Here is a 16,096-nt window from a genome sequence, read left to right on the forward strand (position 1 = left end):
TTGGGGCATTCTTTAAATTACTTGATGCACTTCCAGGCCTTAAAATCGTGGAGAGCCCATCCGCTGGGAATTTTTACGTTTTTTGTAATAATTTACAGACTTTGCACTCTAATCATAAAAACCATAACAACATGAACGATCAATACTTATACTCTTTTTCTAACATTACCACAGAAGAGATGATGTTTATTAAAGAAATTACCCAAAACCTAGATCCAGAAACAAAAAACAGGTTTATGCTGATTTACGGAGGTAAAAGACGGGATCCCCAACATATTTTAATTACCGGGCTTTTAGGCTTTGTTGGCGTGGCGGGTGTTCAAAGATTTTTAACCAACCAAATTGCAATGGGTATCATTTACTTTTTTACTGCCGGTTTTTGCTTTATAGGGACTATTATAGATTTAGTGAACTATAAAAACTTGGCAAACGAGTTTAACCACAAGATGGCATTGGAAAGTAGGTCTTTTATAGAACTGGCAAGGCATTAATCTTTGGTCATGGAGTTGATCTGCGATAGGGTTTCGTCTAAACTCTTGGCTTCGCTCTCTATCAAACCAAAGAACTCGTCTTTATTGGTTTCAAAGCTAGCAACATGGATCAATCCTAAAATATTGGCCATGTGTTTTCTCACTCTGTGAGAATTAAAATAAGCCACTTCTTTTAGTTTGGCGTTCTTTTGAGTGATAATGAGCGTTCTCTTTTCTACCAATTGCTCTAAGTTGGCATTTTGCTTTAATATGAGCTGGTTGGCCTCGTCTAATTTTTTATAGGCTTTGTTTTTATTTCGGTAATTGATAAAGGCTATAAGCACCAGAAAAGCGGCTATAGAAATTCCCCCAAACAATATAATATTGGTTTTCTTTTGTTGCCTTAACTCATTTTGATCATATTTAGATTGCAATCTTAATTCTTCGTTTTCTTTATCTTTTTGGTCGGTAATAATTTTATTTAAAGAACTGTTAATGCTCCCCGAGGTATTAAAACCCATTAGTTCATTTCTCAAAGAATCCTTTTTAGATAAATAGTTTACAACAGCATTTAGATCATTCATTTGAGAAGAGATCTTGCTTAAATACTCATATACATAAAGCAACTGTATCTCTGCGCTGGTTTTTTTAGCAATCTTTAGTGCTTTCATCAACAAGGCCTTGCTTTCTTTAAATTGCCTACTTTCAGATTTAATTGCCGCCAAACCTGTATAAGCATTGATCAATTGATCGGGTTCGGCATTTTTAAAACCAAGCGTTAGATTAAATTCTTTTTGTGCCTTTTGCAAATTACCACTAAGCAAATGGATTTTGCCCATTTTAACATTGTAAAAACCAGCATCAAAGATTTCAGTATCGTCTTTTTTAAGGTTCCTTGCTTTCTCTAAATAATATAACGCCTTGGTATAATCTTTCTGGGCCAAGTATATATCAGACATTAAGCTTAAAGAAATAGCCGCCGAGTTAAGGTTTTTATATTTAACATTGATATTATATGCCTCGACAACATATTTTTTGGCACTCTTGATATTACCTATCGTAATCAATACATCTGCAATGTTATTGAGGTTTTTAGCGGTTTCTTTTTCTATGCCAGCATCTTTATTGGCTTTTAACGCATTAAGGTAATTTTTAAGTGCTAGATCCAGCTTGCCAATTGCCGCATAAGCCAAACCTAAAAAATTGTATGATTTTGCGATACCTGCCTTATAATTAATTTTCTTGGCCATTTGCAGGGCACTATCGGCGTATAAAACACTTTTATAAGAATCTTGATATTGGTACATATAAGATATGCGGCCCATCGTACTTATTTTTTGGATGGTATCTGTTTGCTGGTAAAGTTCTTTGATCGCGTTCTGTAAACCAATATCTTGAGAAAAACAAGGGAAGCCCCAGAAAAGAAAAGATAAAAGAATTAACCTTTTTAAAATCATTAAGAATTAGGTGTGGTTGTTTGATGATGCAAAGTAGCAATTTATTTATGCAATAATAAGTCCTACTTAAAATTGTTATCGTTAGAAAACTTATTTTTACAATTATGCAGATAAAAGACCTAACAAAGTTTTTAGAAAGTGTTGCGCCCTTGGGCTATCAAGAAAGTTATGATAATTCTGGGTTGATCGTTGGCAATCCCGAAAAGGAAATCAACAAAGCTCTAATAAGTTTAGATTGTACCGAAGCAATTGTGGATGAAGCTATTGAGTACAATTGCGACATGATCATTTCTCATCATCCCATCGTTTTTAAAGGTTTGAAGAAACTTAACGGCAGCAATTATGTAGAACGCGTGATCATTAAAGCCATTGAGCATAAAATTGCCATTTATGCCATACATACCAATTTAGATGCTGTTAAAAATGGTGTTAATGCAAAAATTTGTGAAAAGATAGGTCTGCAAAACTGTTCTATTTTATATCCAAAAAGCAATTTCTTAAAAAAGTTGGTGTTTTTTGTTCCGTTGGCTAACGCCGATGCTGTGCGAACGGCTATATTTGATGCGGGAGCTGGCCAGATAGGCAATTACTCTCACGCTAGTTTTAATATAGATGGAACTGGCACTTTTAAGCCCAATGAATTTGCAGATCCGTTTAGCGGCGAAAAAGGAAAGATCCACCAAGAAAAAGAAACACGCATAGAAATTATTTATCCTGCCCAGATAGAAAGAAAAATCATCGCAGCTTTATTAAATAACCATCCTTATGAAGAAGTAGCTTATGATCTATATACTTTAGAGAACAACTTTAGAGAAGTTGGCTCTGGTATGGTTGGCCAATTAGAAGAAGAAATGGATGGTTTAGCGTTTTTAAACCAACTGAAAGATAAAATGGATCTGGAGGTAATTAGGCATACCCAGATTTTACCTAAAAAAATAAAACGGGTTGCCGTTTGTGGTGGCTCTGGAAGTTTTCTTTTAAAAAATGCCATTGCCGCAAATGCAGATGTTTTTATAACCGCAGATTTTAAATACCACGAGTTTTTTGATGCCGAAGAGAAAATCATCATCGCAGATATCGGACATTTTGAAAGTGAGCAATTTACCCAACATTTGCTATTGGATATTATTACGAAAAAATTTCCTAACTTTGCAATCCGTTTAACAGAAAATAATACAAACCCAATAAAATATTTGTAGTAATGGAACAAACCGTAGAACAAAAGCTTGAAGCTTTATACGAGCTACAGACCATCCACACCAAAGTTGATAAAATCCGTCAAACCCGTGGAGAGCTTCCAATGGAAGTAGCAGATTTAGAAGACGACGTTGCCGGATTAGAAACCCGTATCCAAAAGATCAAGGCAGATTTAGATGATACCGAAGATGCCATCGTAAATCGTAAAAACATGATTAAAGAGTCTTTAGCTTTAGTCAAAAAATACGAAACGCAACAAAACAACGTAAAAAACAACCGTGAATTTGAGGCAATTGCCAAAGAAATCGAAATTCAAGGTTTAGATGTTCAAGTTTCTGAAAAGAAGATCAAAGAACTTCAGTATGATATCACTAACAAAACCGAGGTGTATGAGAAAGCCTTGGCAGATCTAGAGGATAGAAAAAAAGACCTGGAAAGCAAAAAAGCAGAGCTAGAGAACATCACTTCAGAAACCCAAAAAGAAGAAGAGGCTTTGGTTAAAGAGGCCAACAAAGCAGAAGAAAAGATTGATGAACGTTTAAAAATTGCCTACAACCGTTTAAGGGGAAACTTTAAAAATGGTTTGGCCGTTGTTACGATAGAGCGTGATTCTTGTTCTGGTTGTTTTAACCAAATACCTCCACAACGCCAATCGGATATTCGCCAGCGTAAAAAAATCATCGTTTGCGAGCATTGCGGCAGGATCTTGGTTGATGAAACCATGGCAGAAGAAATAAAAGCCGAAATAGTATAATTTTTGGTATTTTTATTGTTATTAAGGGAAACATCTTGAAATTTCAAGATGTTTTTCTTTTTTTAACATACCTCAAAATCAAAAATGATCAAAAAATTAGCCCTCGTTTTTTTTCTCTTTTTAGGCACCAGTTTAAAGTCCAAAGCCAATTTCGATTTTAACGATAATTGCATCAACGCTTATCAGGCCATATTTGATCTTCGTTTAAACGATGCAAGGGAATTGATCCAAAAAGAAAAGAACCAAAACCCAAATAACGGGATCACCATACTTTTAGATAATTACATAGATTATTTTACGCTGCTTACCACAGAAAAAAAATCTGATTATGAGCGGCTAAAGAACCTAAAATCAGGCCGGCTAGATGCGCTTGAAAATCAGGATAAAAACTCGCCCTATTATCTTTTTGCCCAAGCAGAGGTCTATTTACAATGGGGAATGTTAAAGAGCCGTTTCCAAGATTATTTTTCTTCTGGTTTAGATATTAAAAAAGCAGATAACCTTTTAGATGAAAACGCCAAAAAATACCCTTCCTTTTTGCCCAATAAAAAAAGTAGTGGCTTAATAGATGTCATTTTGGGTTCGATCCCATCAAATATAAAAGGCATACTCTCTACTTTTGGCTTTAAAGGAAACGTTGATAACGGAATTAAAACTTTAGAATACTTAAGCACAGCATTGCCCAAAACCTCTTATGGCTTTTACAAAGACGAAGTGGTATTCTTTTTATGTTATATAGAAACAGACCTGGTACATAACAAAGCCAGTTACAGTAAAATAATAGGTTTAACCAACTCTATGGATAACACCAGTTTGTTAAAAGCTTATTTGCAGGGTTATGTATCTGCCAGAAATGCAAAAAATGATAGTGCCATTGCTTATTTGTTAAAGAGGCCCAAAGGAAGCGCTTATACAGATTTTCCGACGGTAAATTATTTATTGGGCAACGCAAAATTGAACCGAATGGATTCTGATGCAAACGTTTACCTCATTAACTATCTAAAAGATTACAAGGGCATCAACTACGTAAAAGACGCTTACCTTAAATTGGCCTATTATTACTATTTAAGGGGCGATAACAATCGTTATAACGCATTTATTAAGATGGTAAAATCTCAAGGCGATACTTATGACGAAAAAGATAAACAAGCCTTAAAAGAAGCAAACGATGCTGCTCCGGATATGAACTTATTAAAAGCCCGTTTATATTTTGATGGCGGATATTACCCTAAGGCTTTGGCACAATTGAACGGGAAAGGCGCCGACGATTTTAGGCTACAAAGAGACCAAATAGAATTATATTACCGCTTAGGCAGAATTTACGATGAATTAGGTAGGGATGCCGATGCCGTAAATAATTATCAAAGAGCAATTAATTTAGGCAAAAGCACTACTTACTACTTTGCCGCAAATGCTGCTCTATTAACCGGCGATATTTATGCCCATAGAAACGACAAGGCTAAAGCTGCCTATTTTTATAAACAAGCCATTGCCATGAAAAACCATGAATATGAAAACAGCATAGAAACCAAAGCAAAAGATGGCTTAAAGAATATTGGGTATTAATTAAGCTTAAAGCCAATCTGCAGAGTTTATCATTGTCTGCATCATGATTTTCTGGATTATTTATCGCTTAGCTTTTTGATAGCGGTAAGGCAACCGAACGGTTCTGCAAAATCGATAGGATTTAAAATCCTCAACTTTATTCGTAAATTCATCCTTATATTAAGGAGAAATGAAGCAAAGGGTTTACATAGACACTTCGGTGGTTGGAGGATATTTTGACAAAGAATTTTCAAAAGAAACAATACCTTTTTTTGAAAGTGTGAAAAACGGGGAATTGATAATAATAGTTTCTGATATTCTTGAAGCCGAACTATTTAGAGCCCCCGGATTTATAAAAGAGCTTATTACATACATTCCAACAGAATTTAAAGAATCGGTCAGACTTTCAGCTGAAGCAACACAACTTGCCGATAAATATATTGAGGCGAAAGTTGTTGGAAAGACAAGCAGAGCAGACTGTCAACATATCGCAATAGCGACCCTTGCAAATGCAGACGTTTTAGTAAGCTGGAACTTTAAGCATATTGTAAATCTCGACAGAATAAGAGGTTATAATGGAATCAATTATCAGAACGGGCACAAAATGATCGAAATAAGAACTCCCAAAGAAATAATTAAATATGGAAACGACGATTAAAAAAACTAAAAAACAATTCGACGCAATAAAAGTTATGCGTGAAATAAGGGATAAAATGAGCCTTGAGATCATGAACATGAGTTATGAGCAAGAGAGAGAATATTTGGACAAAATCTTATTGCAAGGCAAATGTAATGTGGCAAAATAATGCCCTATTGCTAACAGCAAATTCAAAAATGACGACTGATGGTTTAGGTAAACTCACCTTCGTTTATTTAATTTAGTATGGTACGACAATGGTTCTGCAAGTAATGCCATTTCCGCACAAATTAGCAACTCCGAGACCTTTTGCGGTTCTTTGATTGTGCTAAGGTTCACAAATATTTCTCTGCTGTCTTTGTGAAAAATCTTTGTGCGCTTGGTGGGTAAAAACCCAAAAAGATTTCTCATATTAATCCTCATGAATACCAACATTCAAAAAACCATAGATTTTGTTAAGAAAGAGCTTCAAGGTGCAGAAGCGGGACATGATTGGTGGCATATAGAACGTGTTTATAAATCGGCGGTAGCCATAGCAAAAGAAGAAAACGTAAACCTAGAAATTGTGGAGTTTGCCGCTTTGCTGCATGATATTGCCGATGCGAAGTTTTATGACGGTAATGAAGAAATAGGCCCGCACAAAGCAGGGGAATTTTTAAAATCTATTGCTGTTGAGGAAAAAACCATTATCCACGTTCAGCAGATCATCAGAAATATGTCGTTTAAAAACAGCTTGGGAGAAATTAAATTTACCTCGCCAGAAATGTTGGTGGTGCAAGATGCGGATAGGCTAGATGCTATTGGCGCAATTGGCATTGCAAGGGCATTTACTTATGGCGGTTATAAAAACAGAGAGTTATACAACCCCGCCGTTAAACCAAAGGTAAAACAAACCAAAGAAGCTTATAAAAATACTACCGCCCCAACGATCAATCATTTTTACGAAAAGCTGTTGCTCTTAAAAGATAAAATGAATACCACAACAGGGAAACGGATCGCCAAACAAAGGCATGAATTTATGGAGCAATATTTGAGCAGGTTTTTTGCTGAATGGGAAGGACTAAAATAGATGGAAAATAGTTTTTTGTATTTCGGATATGGTAGTAGCCTTAACCCAGCAATGGTGGAGTTTAGGATCAACGAAAGAGTAGAAGTTGTTTGCAAGGGCGAACTGAAACATTATTCGCTTGGTTTTAACCGTAAAAACCCTGACGGGAGCGCAAGAGGAAACCTTGTCTCGAATATTGATGGCTTTACTTTGGGCTTGGTTTACCAGATCAACAAAAACAGATTTGAGCAATTGGCCCAAACCGAACCAGAATATCATTTAAAAGAATTTGACATTATCACAGAAAAAGGAAAGGTAAAAGCATTTGCCTTTATCTGTGATTATTGCCACTCTGGCATTGTACCGAATGAAAAATATATCAACGGGATCATTGCCGATGCCATTTCACATTCTTTCCCAGAAGAGTATATTCTAAAAATCAAGAAACACCTGCCAAATAAGTAAAATAAATTAGCATAGTAATGCCGCTTATCAATGTCATGCGCATGGTATTGGTAAAGTTTGCCTGGTTATTGTCTTTTATTACCTTAAAAAACCACCAAACAAAATAGATCACAATGGGCAAGCCCATTATTGCAAAAACATAAAAATTGGTCAAATTGCCTTTAAGTTCCCAATACAAAAACATCAGGCTTAGGCCGATAAAAAAAACCAGGCCAGAGAAAACAAAAGAACCTTTGTAGCCCAATAAAATACTCAATGTTTGATCTCCTCTTTTTCCATCTTCATGATGTTGATAGATTTGTGTTAATGGGTAAGAAGCCCCAATTAAACAAGAACAGATTAATGCGGCCAAATATTCATCGGCTGTAAAGCCAGAAAAATAATTTGAAAATGCGGCATAACATAGCAGGTAAATAAACCCTCCCTGAAAAACAAATACCACCAAAAAACTGATGATAGGATATTTTTTTAGCCTTACAGAAGGGTGGCTATAAGCTTTAGATAGCGAATTGAAGATAATAACGCCTATACAAAACTGAACGTTAACCAAAAAAGCCAACGCAACACCAATCCATTCTAAACAAATAGACGTAATATATAAAGAGCTGCTTACCTTTGGAGGGTTTTTAACAAGTGCGATACTTTCTTCATCCTTATCGAAAAAACTGTTATAGCCATTGCTTGCAGGATAAATGAATAAATGCAAGATGATAAAAACCACAAGGGCATGGCTATTGTTAAATTTGGGAACGGTGCTTATGGCAAATAGATAAACGGGTAAAAGTAATAGCGAAAAAGGAAGCCGAAGGTGCAATAAGACAGATTTTGCGCTTTTAAAATTCATTTTGAAGTTAATAATCAATAAAAATATAAAAATAGATTAAATGGGTAGCATCATTTCGGCAATTGGGACAAGCAACCCTACAAATAAATTCTCTCAAGAGCAGATTTTTAGCTTTATGAAAGACGCACATCAGCTAGATACCCAGAATTCTAGGCGGTTAGAATCTTTATACAAAGGTTCTGGGATAGATTTTAGACATTCGGTTTTAAATGATTTTGGGAAAGAGCGGGGAGACTTTAATTTCTTTGGTAACGATTTAGGCCTGGAGCCTTTCCCCACAACTTCTAAAAGAGGGGATGTTTTTCAATCTAATGCCTTAAATTTAAGCCTTACGGCGATTGAGGACTGCACAAAAAACCTTAAGAATTTTGATAAAAGCAGCATCACACATTTAATAACCGTAAGTTGTACCGGAATGTATGCACCAGGTTTGGATATTGAAATTGTAGAAAAACTGGGTTTAAATGTTTCCGTTGAGCGTACTTGCATCAACTTTATGGGCTGTTACGGTGCTTTTAACGCTTTAAAAGTTTCTGATTATATATGTAGGGCGCAGCCGAAAGCAACAGTTCTAATAGTAGATGTAGAGCTTTGCACCCTGCATTTCCAACGTGAGAATACCTTGGACAATTGGCTGGCAAACTCGCTTTTTGCGGATGGCGCATCGGCAGTCATCGTAAAAAACGAAGAATTTACCGACGAAAAATTATTTAAGATCAGCTCTTTTTACACCGAAGTAGTTACCGAAGCAAGAAATGAAATGGCTTGGAAAATTGGCAACCATGGCTTTGAGATGCAGCTGACCAATAAAGTCTCTAAACAAATAAAATCGGGTATTAGGAACATAGCCGATAAATTATTGCGCAAGGCCAATTTAGCAATGGATGAAATTGGTTCTTTTGCCATACACCCAGGGGGGAGAAAGATTTTGGAGGTTTGTGATGAGGTTTTTAAACTTTCTGCTTTACAAAACGAACCGGCTTACACGGTATTAAAAAACTTTGGAAACATGTCTTCTACCACTGTAATTTTTGTTTTGGCAGAGTTGAGCAAGAGACTAAAAATCAATAAATCTGAAGAGCAGATCATGAGTTTTGCATTTGGCCCGGGCTTAACTTTTGAAAGCATGATCTTAAAATATGCCTGATTTTAGCAAACGCAGCACCGAGCTAGAAATTATGGATAATTTCGCTTTAGATCATCAAGAAATTGACCCTGTTTTAGCAGAATTAGAGACCATCAATAAGCTATTGGGTGGTTTTTCTGTCTTTTACGATGCTTTTAAAAAGATTAAGCTTGTTGATGGGGATACTATTTGTGATTGGGGCTGCGGCGGTGGCGATAGCTTAAAAGTATTGGATAAATATTTTAAAAAACGGGGTTTAAAACTCAATTTTATTGGAGTTGATGCTACCGAATCTGCGGTAGAATACGCAACGGAAACCAATAAAGAATTTAGTGATCTAAGTTTTAGACTGGCAGATGTATTAAAAGAACCTTTTAAAGAAAACGAGTTTGATGTAGTGATCAGTAGCTTGTTTACCCATCATTTTGATGATGAAACTTGGGTTTTACTGATCAAGAAAATGCTTTCAGCTTCAAAAAAAGCGGTCATTATCAATGATTTACACCGTCATCCTTTTGCATACCATGCTATTGGCTTGCTTACCCGATTATTCTCCAAATCGCCCATGGTAAAATATGACAGCAAACTTTCTGTGTTGAGAAGCTTCCGTAAGAAAGAATTAGAGGTTTTATTAAAAAAAGCAGGTGCCATCAATTATTCTATCAAATGGATGTGGGCTTTTAGATGGCAAGTTGTTATTTGGAAGTGATCAAGAAGCTTTTAAATTATATTCTCTAATTAAATACTTTATCGGAATCCTCAATAGCTCGCTAAATTTTCTGATCATATTTAAAGACATTGATTGTTTGTAGTTTAAAACTTTACTTGCTGTACCTTTATCTCCGTAAGCAATAGCTAAATCTGCTGATTTATAACCAAAATCTTCCATCCTGATTTTAATCATTTCTATAGGGTCAAGATCTGGCAAAGTAGAGCTATCATGGTTGAGGTTTTAAAAGCAAAAAGTCTATGATTTCCGCCCAAGTACAAACATAATTGATTTACAGAATAGGCGCATAAAATACTTCGCCCGGGCATAGGTTAAACCTGCTGTTATGCCTCTTTTTTCTTTTTCGTTCGGGTTCTTATCCATTCCAGAATCTCGTCAAACCTGATATTTCCAGTGCTTGCCGAAATCACCATCTCGTATTTTTCATTCTTGTCTGCAGCAATGTCGAGTCCATTTTCTAGTAGGATAAGCCTCATGAGAACATATGCTGTTCTCTTGTTGCCATCAACGAAAGGATGATTTATCAGAATACTTTCAAGGATAGCCGCTGCTTTTTGTTCAGGAGATTCATAGAGTTCTAAATTGTCGAAAGTTGCAAATGGTCTGTTGATGGCAGATTCAAGCAATCCATGGTCTCTAACTCCCTTGCTTCCACCAAATTTGTCTATTAAGATATTGTGGATGTTCAGTACATCCTTTATTTCAATCATTGTGCAAGTCTTTCAAGGAGTTCCTTGTCCTCTGCAAGTATCTGTCTTAGGTTATTGGTCAGCTTAATCTTGTCTGCTGGCTGATCCCGAAGTTCCTTTAGGAAATCAAGAACGTCCTGCAACACATTTTCGGGAACTTTCTCAAGAACCCTTTGGATCTCTGATTGAATTTGTGCCTTTGTCATAACTCAAATATAAACAAATATATCTTCGATTTTGACGGTCTAAAATGAGGCATATCTGATTTATTTTGTAAATAAATGCAAATACTTCATTTATTTACTTTTACCCATCTTAATACAATACCCTAAACTTTATCGTATTCTCAATCTTTCTCAACTCTTTTAATAATTCCTTGTCATAACTGGTATTAGTATCCGTAATTACATAACCAATTTGGGCGTTGGTCATTAAAAACTGGCCTAAAATATTAATCTCATGCTTGGCCAAAACCTTTGTGATCTTGGCCATAATACCCGGAACGTTTCTATGGATGTGTATTAAACGATAAGACCCTGCAATTTTTGGCAATTGCAAATTTGGGAAATTGGTGCTTCTAAAGGTTGTCCCGGTATTGATAAAATCTGCCATTCTTTTGGCTATCAAAGTCTTATTATTAGGGCTTTTTAAGGTATCGAATACAACCATTCCCATTTCGGTACAAATAGAAAGGTTGATCTTATCTTTGGCATTGCCAACATAACCTAAAGTTTTCAATTTTACTGCTTTTTTCAATTTCTCGTCAGAAACAGATTCTCCTTCGCCCAATAAAAGCATCCCCACATCTTTTACATATTTTTCTTCAAAAGTGGTTTTATGACGGATAGAAAAACCATCTTTTTTTAAATAATCTATACTTTCTTGTGGCACATCGCCAACCAAAAGGCAAAGGATACGGTTTTTTGGGTAAGAAATAGATTGAGGTAAATTGCTTACATATAAAAACTCATCAAAACTTGGAGCAACATGGTCTGCTTTCTCGGCAACGGTTTTGCGCTCTATATTTTCTGTAAAAGCGAAAAACTTTTTTATCATCCCAAATTCCTTCAACTGAAAATCAGAATGCCCATCACCAATGCCATAAATATCGCCCTCTAAGGGCATTTGCCTCAAAAGTTTTACTTTTCCGTTTTCTTGGGATAATGGATTTTGGTCGTCATAACCAACAATATTGTCATCCTTATCAAACACAAAAGTATTGGCGTAAATATTTTTCTTTTTGATGTGGAACGGCGTAACAACGGGCGTAATAAACTCTTTAAAACCACCAGAAACTATTAAAACTTCGTTGGCATGTTTCTTAAAAAAAGCTTTGTTTCTGGTAAACGAAGCGGAAACCTTTTTCTTTAAATGCTTTACCAATAAATCGAGATGAGATTTTTTAGCGTTTAAAAGTGTAACCCTACCGGCCAAGCTTTCAGAAAAAGAAAGCTTGCCTTCCATGGCCAAATTGGTCAGATCTTCAATCTTTTGGTAAATGGCTTCCCTATCTGGATGATGTTTTAAAGAAATACGGGCCAACTCGTCTAAAGCTTCTACTTGCGTAAAAGTACTATCAAAATCTATGATGAAATATGGTTTCAAAGCAATTATGTTTAAGCCCTAAAATTGCATAAATCATTTAGAAATAGCTAAATTTTTTGCAATTAAGCAGTTTTTAGACTATTTGCGATTTTGGTAATGGAGTCTGAAAGTGGAATAAATTTGTAATTTAATAAAGATTTTATCTTATCATTACTATATGCACTTTGCCTGGTCGCATTTTCTGCGGTGGCTTTATTTAACCCTCCCTTTTCTCCTAAAATATAATTTTTAAATGCTGTAAAACGCCACGCCATAGAAAGCATCCATGGTTTAGCTTCCTTTTTTGGTATGGGCAAACCAAACTCTTTTGCCGTTTTTGCAAATAAATCTTTATAGCTGATGTTCTCTGCGTTCAGGATAAAACGCTCATTTACCACTTGGCTTTCCATCAACAAAATCATGATTTTGGCCACATCTTTCACATCAACAAAACCGGTTCCGCCTTTGGTATAATATTTAAACCCGGTTCTTATATTCTCAAAAATTGCCCCGCTCCCTTCTTTGCCGGCATCTTCCCCAATAATAACCGATGGATTTACGATTACCGCATTTAAACCTTCGTTGATCCCACGCCAAACTTCCATTTCTCCCCTATATTTAGAAACGGCATAGCCATCGTGTGTTTCAAACCCTTCCCAAAACACTTTTTCATCAATCAATTCATTTTCTTTTGCCTCTCCCAAAGCAGCAATAGAACTTACGTGAATTAGTTTTTCGATGTTGTTTTCTATACAAAGATTTACCACATTGGCAGTTCCATCGGCATTTACAGCAAGCATTTTGTCTTTTAAGTCGGTTTCAAAAGAAACCAAAGCAGCACAATGATAAACTTGGGAAACACCTGTAAAAGCATCGGTCAAATCAGATAGATCTAAAATATCGGCGTTTATCCATGCTATGTTTTGGGCAAAAGCTTTTAGTTTTTCTGGGATTTTAGAATGTGCCCTTTTTAAACATTTAATAGATTTCTCTTTTTGCAAAAGCTGAAAAACCAATTCTGCACCTAAAAAACCCGTTGCGCCTGTTACTAAAATCATTTTAAAGGTGTATTTTAATTTGATGATTATTGATGCCCAAAGTTAAAAGAATAAAAAAATTAAATCTTATCCCTCAATTAATATAAAAAATAGATATTTGAAAGAATTGTTTTAATATGTCTTTAGCCGATTTTTTTTCTCCCATAAATGTTTCTAAAATTACCCCAAAAGATGGTTTTTACGCCAGCCATTTAGGGGTTAAGATAGCGGTTCATGAAAATCGATTCCCTGATATTGAGGAAGGTAATTATGACCTTGCCATTTTTGGGGTTTTGGATGATAGGGGGGCGGTAAATAACCAAGGTTGTGCATTAGCGCCCGATTATGTGAGGGAAAAACTTTATGTTTTAAACGAGGGAAGCTTTAAATCTAGGATCGTTGATTTAGGGAACATCAAAGCCGGAGAGAAAATTTCTGATACTTACATTGCTTTAAAAATGGTAGTTGCAGAATTGATCAAGCTGCAAATCCTGCCTATCATCATCGGCGGAAGCCAAGACCTAACCTACGCCCAGTACATGGCTTATGAAGAGCTAGAGCAAAAAGTAGATCTAGTGGCCATTGATTCTCATTTCGATTTAGACGAATCTGCCGAGGATACCATTGTGACAAACTCTATCTCTTATCTAAATAAAATATTTTTGCACCAACCCAATTACCTCTTCAATTTTAGCAATTTAGGTTACCAAACTTATTATGTTAACCAAGATAGCATCAGGGTGATGGATAAGCTGTTTTTTGATGCGCAAAGATTGGGCGAAATTAGCGGTGCGATACATATTGCAGAGCCTGTAATTAGAAATGCGGATATGATCAGTTTTGATATTTCTAGTGTTAGAGCGTCTGATGCAATGGCAAATGGAAATGTTGGCCCAAACGGTTTTTATGGCGAAGAAGCTTGTCAGTTAGCAAGATATGCCGGTTATAGCGATAAGTTGAGTTCTATTGGTTTTTATGAATTTAACCCGGCTTACGATCAAAACGGACAAACGGCCATGTTGCTTGCGCAAATGGTTTGGTGCTTTTTGGATGGTTTTTACAATCGTAAAAAAGATATTCCTTTACAACCAAAGTCTGATTATACCATCTACAAAACAAGTTTACAACATGATGAACATGAGCTTGTTTTTATAAAAAGTAAAAAAACCGACCGTTGGTGGATGCAGGTCCCATACCCAACAATGGGTTCAAAAAACGAGCGTTTCCATTTGGTGCCTTGTTTATATGCCGATTATCAACTAGCCGTGGCTGGGGAAATGCCCGATCTATGGTGGCGCACTTATCAAAAATTAAATTAAATGAAGAATTTTCTATTAGCACTTACTTTTATTTCTGCCTTATCGGCGAAAGCACAAACGTCTTTTAACCTTAACGGCGATGTTAAAAATCTAAGCTCTGATAAAACTATTTATATGGTCCATGTTGTAAACGGGACAGAGAAATTAGATACCACTAAGGTCATAAACGGAAAATTTGGTTTCAGTTTTGATCTAAAAGAACCATCTATCGCAATTTTGGTGTTAGACCATAGCGGCAACGATTTGAAAGACAAGAATGGTAAAAAAGATATTTTTCGGTTTTTCATAGAGCCCGGTAAAGCAACGCTAACCGCTAATGATTCTATCTCTAAAGCAAAAATAAACGGGTTACCTATTTTTGAAGCTTCGGAAAAACTGAATGAAAGCACCACCCAAATTGAAGCGAAACTTATTGCTTTAAATAAAGAGTTTAACGATTTACCACCCTATAAAAAAGGAAAGGAAGATGTTTTAAAAGGTTTTCAAGAAAGATACAAGGCACTATTAATAGATAGAAAATCTGCAATTGCAGATTTTATTGCTAAAAACCCCAGTTCTTACGTGAGCCTATATGCCTTAAATACAGATTTAGCTACCGATGATATGGATATTGCCCAGGTAGAAAAGGCTTATGAAGGCTTATCTACCAGTTTAAAAGAAAATGTTTTGGCAGAAACCATCAATTCTAAATTAGAGTTAGCAAAAAAAACGGGTATAGGCGTACAAGCACCAGATTTTGAAGAGAAAACGGCAGAACAAATTGCTGTTAAGCTATCCAGTTTTAAAGGCCAGTATGTTTTGTTAGATTTTTGGGCATCTTGGTGCGGCCCATGCAGGCAAGAAAACCCTAATGTTGTAAATGCTTACGAAACTTTTAAAGACAAAAATTTTACTGTTTTAGGCATCTCGATAGACACCAAAGAAGATGCTTGGACAAAAGCCGTAAAACATGATGGCTTAGTTTGGACACAGCTATTAGACCGTTCACAAAAAATTGCCGAGATGTACGGCATTAATGCGATCCCAAAAAACTTTTTAATTGATCCCACCGGAAAAATTATAGCTAAAAATTTAAGGGGAAGAGATTTAGAAGATAAATTGAAAGAAGTGTTGGGCAAGAAATAACATAACTTCTTGTTTTAAACTAAGAAAGCCTCAAAATCTAAAATTTTGAGGCTTCCTCGTTACATCTTA

General features: G+C 35.8%; 20 protein-coding genes. 13 read left to right on the forward strand and 7 right to left on the reverse strand.

Annotated features, from left to right (window positions below; translation table 11 throughout):
• Both I5M32_RS16675 and I5M32_RS04555 read left to right on the forward strand, forming a co-directional pair.
• A complete protein-coding gene (locus I5M32_RS16675; RefSeq protein WP_234461862.1) occupies positions 1–135 on the forward strand; it encodes a DUF2752 domain-containing protein in 135 nt (44 codons plus the stop codon).
• On the forward strand, positions 132–491 hold the full coding sequence (locus I5M32_RS04555) for a TM2 domain-containing protein (protein WP_200585002.1): 360 nt from the start codon (positions 132–134) through the stop codon (positions 489–491). Before I5M32_RS16675 ends, I5M32_RS04555 begins: the two co-directional genes overlap by 4 nt.
• Here I5M32_RS04555 and I5M32_RS04560 read toward each other — a convergent pair.
• Positions 488–1,927 carry a tetratricopeptide repeat protein gene (locus tag I5M32_RS04560; protein ID WP_200585003.1) on the reverse strand — a complete coding sequence of 480 codons (1,440 nt, stop codon included), beginning with the start codon at positions 1,925–1,927 and terminating at the stop codon, positions 488–490. The genes I5M32_RS04555 and I5M32_RS04560 overlap by 4 nt on opposite strands.
• A 104-nt stretch (positions 1,928–2,031) precedes the next feature.
• On the opposite strand from I5M32_RS04560, the gene I5M32_RS04565 reads away from it, so the two are divergent.
• From I5M32_RS04565 to I5M32_RS04595, 7 genes are all read left to right on the forward strand, one after another.
• Complete coding sequence (locus I5M32_RS04565) at positions 2,032–3,126, forward strand: Nif3-like dinuclear metal center hexameric protein (protein ID WP_200585004.1); 1,095 nt, start codon at positions 2,032–2,034, stop codon at positions 3,124–3,126.
• 2 nt (positions 3,127–3,128) lie between these two features.
• A complete protein-coding gene (locus I5M32_RS04570; protein WP_200585005.1) occupies positions 3,129–3,878 on the forward strand; it encodes a zinc ribbon domain-containing protein in 750 nt (249 codons plus the stop codon).
• Between the two features lie 84 nt (positions 3,879–3,962).
• Positions 3,963–5,444 (forward strand): tetratricopeptide repeat protein, encoded by a 1,482-nt coding sequence (locus I5M32_RS04575; RefSeq protein WP_200585006.1) that lies wholly within the window; start codon positions 3,963–3,965, stop codon positions 5,442–5,444.
• A gap of 169 nt (positions 5,445–5,613) precedes the next feature.
• Positions 5,614–6,081, forward strand: coding sequence for a PIN domain-containing protein (locus I5M32_RS04580; RefSeq protein ID WP_200585007.1), 468 nt, complete (start codon positions 5,614–5,616; stop codon positions 6,079–6,081).
• A complete protein-coding gene (locus I5M32_RS04585; protein WP_200585008.1) occupies positions 6,065–6,229 on the forward strand; it encodes a hypothetical protein in 165 nt (54 codons plus the stop codon). Before I5M32_RS04580 ends, I5M32_RS04585 begins: the two co-directional genes overlap by 17 nt.
• Positions 6,230–6,481: 252 nt before the next feature.
• Entirely contained in the window at positions 6,482–7,129 is a 648-nt protein-coding gene (locus I5M32_RS04590) for an HD domain-containing protein (RefSeq protein WP_200585009.1), read from the forward strand.
• Complete coding sequence (locus I5M32_RS04595; protein ID WP_200585010.1) at positions 7,130–7,573, forward strand: gamma-glutamylcyclotransferase family protein; 444 nt, start codon at positions 7,130–7,132, stop codon at positions 7,571–7,573.
• On the opposite strand, the gene I5M32_RS04600 is transcribed toward I5M32_RS04595, so the two are convergent.
• Positions 7,548–8,417: a UbiA family prenyltransferase gene (locus I5M32_RS04600; RefSeq protein ID WP_200585011.1), complete on the reverse strand. Its 870-nt coding sequence runs from the start codon at positions 8,415–8,417 to the stop codon at positions 7,548–7,550. The genes I5M32_RS04595 and I5M32_RS04600 overlap by 26 nt on opposite strands.
• 40 nt (positions 8,418–8,457) lie before the next feature.
• On the opposite strand from I5M32_RS04600, the gene I5M32_RS04605 reads away from it, so the two are divergent.
• Both I5M32_RS04605 and I5M32_RS04610 read left to right on the forward strand, forming a co-directional pair.
• On the forward strand, positions 8,458–9,564 hold the full coding sequence (locus tag I5M32_RS04605) for a type III polyketide synthase (RefSeq protein WP_200585012.1): 1,107 nt from the start codon (positions 8,458–8,460) through the stop codon (positions 9,562–9,564).
• Entirely contained in the window at positions 9,557–10,252 is a 696-nt protein-coding gene (locus I5M32_RS04610) for a methyltransferase domain-containing protein (protein ID WP_200585013.1), read from the forward strand. The genes I5M32_RS04605 and I5M32_RS04610 overlap by 8 nt, the downstream gene beginning before the upstream one ends.
• Here I5M32_RS04610 and I5M32_RS04615 read toward each other — a convergent pair whose 3' ends face one another.
• The 5 genes from I5M32_RS04615 to I5M32_RS04635 form a co-directional block, all read right to left on the reverse strand.
• Positions 10,253–10,447 (reverse strand): hypothetical protein, encoded by a 195-nt coding sequence (locus I5M32_RS04615; protein WP_200585014.1) that lies wholly within the window; start codon positions 10,445–10,447, stop codon positions 10,253–10,255.
• 149 nt (positions 10,448–10,596) lie between these two features.
• Positions 10,597–10,983 carry a type II toxin-antitoxin system death-on-curing family toxin gene (locus tag I5M32_RS04620; RefSeq protein WP_200585015.1) on the reverse strand — a complete coding sequence of 129 codons (387 nt, stop codon included), beginning with the start codon at positions 10,981–10,983 and terminating at the stop codon, positions 10,597–10,599.
• Positions 10,980–11,168 (reverse strand): hypothetical protein, encoded by a 189-nt coding sequence (locus I5M32_RS04625; protein ID WP_200585016.1) that lies wholly within the window; start codon positions 11,166–11,168, stop codon positions 10,980–10,982. The genes I5M32_RS04620 and I5M32_RS04625 overlap by 4 nt, the downstream gene beginning before the upstream one ends.
• 109 nt (positions 11,169–11,277) lie before the next feature.
• On the reverse strand, positions 11,278–12,567 hold the full coding sequence (locus I5M32_RS04630; RefSeq protein WP_200585017.1) for an HAD-IB family phosphatase: 1,290 nt from the start codon (positions 12,565–12,567) through the stop codon (positions 11,278–11,280).
• 62 nt (positions 12,568–12,629) lie between these two features.
• Positions 12,630–13,604, reverse strand: a complete 975-nt coding sequence (locus I5M32_RS04635; protein ID WP_200585018.1) for an NAD-dependent epimerase/dehydratase family protein — start codon at positions 13,602–13,604, stop codon at positions 12,630–12,632.
• A gap of 116 nt (positions 13,605–13,720) precedes the next feature.
• Here I5M32_RS04635 and I5M32_RS04640 point away from each other — a divergent pair, with 116 nt between their 5' ends.
• A complete protein-coding gene (locus I5M32_RS04640) occupies positions 13,721–14,902 on the forward strand; it encodes a formimidoylglutamase (protein ID WP_200585019.1) in 1,182 nt (393 codons plus the stop codon).
• Positions 14,903–16,027 (forward strand): TlpA disulfide reductase family protein, encoded by a 1,125-nt coding sequence (locus I5M32_RS04645; protein WP_200585020.1) that lies wholly within the window; start codon positions 14,903–14,905, stop codon positions 16,025–16,027.
• Positions 16,028–16,096: the final 69 nt, after the last annotated feature.

Origin of the sequence: Pedobacter segetis, from assembly GCF_016623585.1 — a bacterium.
GTDB classification, from domain to species: domain Bacteria; phylum Bacteroidota; class Bacteroidia; order Sphingobacteriales; family Sphingobacteriaceae; genus Pseudopedobacter; species Pseudopedobacter segetis.

Bases quoted from the DNA above. Each gene is read 5' to 3' on its own strand.
- I5M32_RS04555 (WP_200585002.1), top strand. From the start codon at position 132: ATGAACGATCAATACTTATACTCTTTTTCTAACATTACCACAGAAGAG.
- I5M32_RS04560 (WP_200585003.1), bottom strand. From the start codon at position 1,927: ATGATTTTAAAAAGGTTAATTCTTTTATCTTTTCTTTTCTGGGGCTTC.
- I5M32_RS04565 (WP_200585004.1), top strand. From the start codon at position 2,032: ATGCAGATAAAAGACCTAACAAAGTTTTTAGAAAGTGTTGCGCCCTTG.
- I5M32_RS04570 (WP_200585005.1), top strand. From the start codon at position 3,129: ATGGAACAAACCGTAGAACAAAAGCTTGAAGCTTTATACGAGCTACAG.
- I5M32_RS04575 (WP_200585006.1), top strand. From the start codon at position 3,963: ATGATCAAAAAATTAGCCCTCGTTTTTTTTCTCTTTTTAGGCACCAGT.
- I5M32_RS04580 (WP_200585007.1), top strand. From the start codon at position 5,614: ATGAAGCAAAGGGTTTACATAGACACTTCGGTGGTTGGAGGATATTTT.
- I5M32_RS04585 (WP_200585008.1), top strand. From the start codon at position 6,065: ATGGAAACGACGATTAAAAAAACTAAAAAACAATTCGACGCAATAAAA.
- I5M32_RS04590 (WP_200585009.1), top strand. From the start codon at position 6,482: ATGAATACCAACATTCAAAAAACCATAGATTTTGTTAAGAAAGAGCTT.
- I5M32_RS04595 (WP_200585010.1), top strand. From the start codon at position 7,130: ATGGAAAATAGTTTTTTGTATTTCGGATATGGTAGTAGCCTTAACCCA.
- I5M32_RS04600 (WP_200585011.1), bottom strand. From the start codon at position 8,417: ATGAATTTTAAAAGCGCAAAATCTGTCTTATTGCACCTTCGGCTTCCT.
- I5M32_RS04605 (WP_200585012.1), top strand. From the start codon at position 8,458: ATGGGTAGCATCATTTCGGCAATTGGGACAAGCAACCCTACAAATAAA.
- I5M32_RS04610 (WP_200585013.1), top strand. From the start codon at position 9,557: ATGCCTGATTTTAGCAAACGCAGCACCGAGCTAGAAATTATGGATAAT.
- I5M32_RS04615 (WP_200585014.1), bottom strand. From the start codon at position 10,447: ATGATTAAAATCAGGATGGAAGATTTTGGTTATAAATCAGCAGATTTA.
- I5M32_RS04620 (WP_200585015.1), bottom strand. From the start codon at position 10,983: ATGATTGAAATAAAGGATGTACTGAACATCCACAATATCTTAATAGAC.
- I5M32_RS04625 (WP_200585016.1), bottom strand. From the start codon at position 11,168: ATGACAAAGGCACAAATTCAATCAGAGATCCAAAGGGTTCTTGAGAAA.
- I5M32_RS04635 (WP_200585018.1), bottom strand. From the start codon at position 13,604: ATGATTTTAGTAACAGGCGCAACGGGTTTTTTAGGTGCAGAATTGGTT.
- I5M32_RS04640 (WP_200585019.1), top strand. From the start codon at position 13,721: ATGTCTTTAGCCGATTTTTTTTCTCCCATAAATGTTTCTAAAATTACC.
- I5M32_RS04645 (WP_200585020.1), top strand. From the start codon at position 14,903: ATGAAGAATTTTCTATTAGCACTTACTTTTATTTCTGCCTTATCGGCG.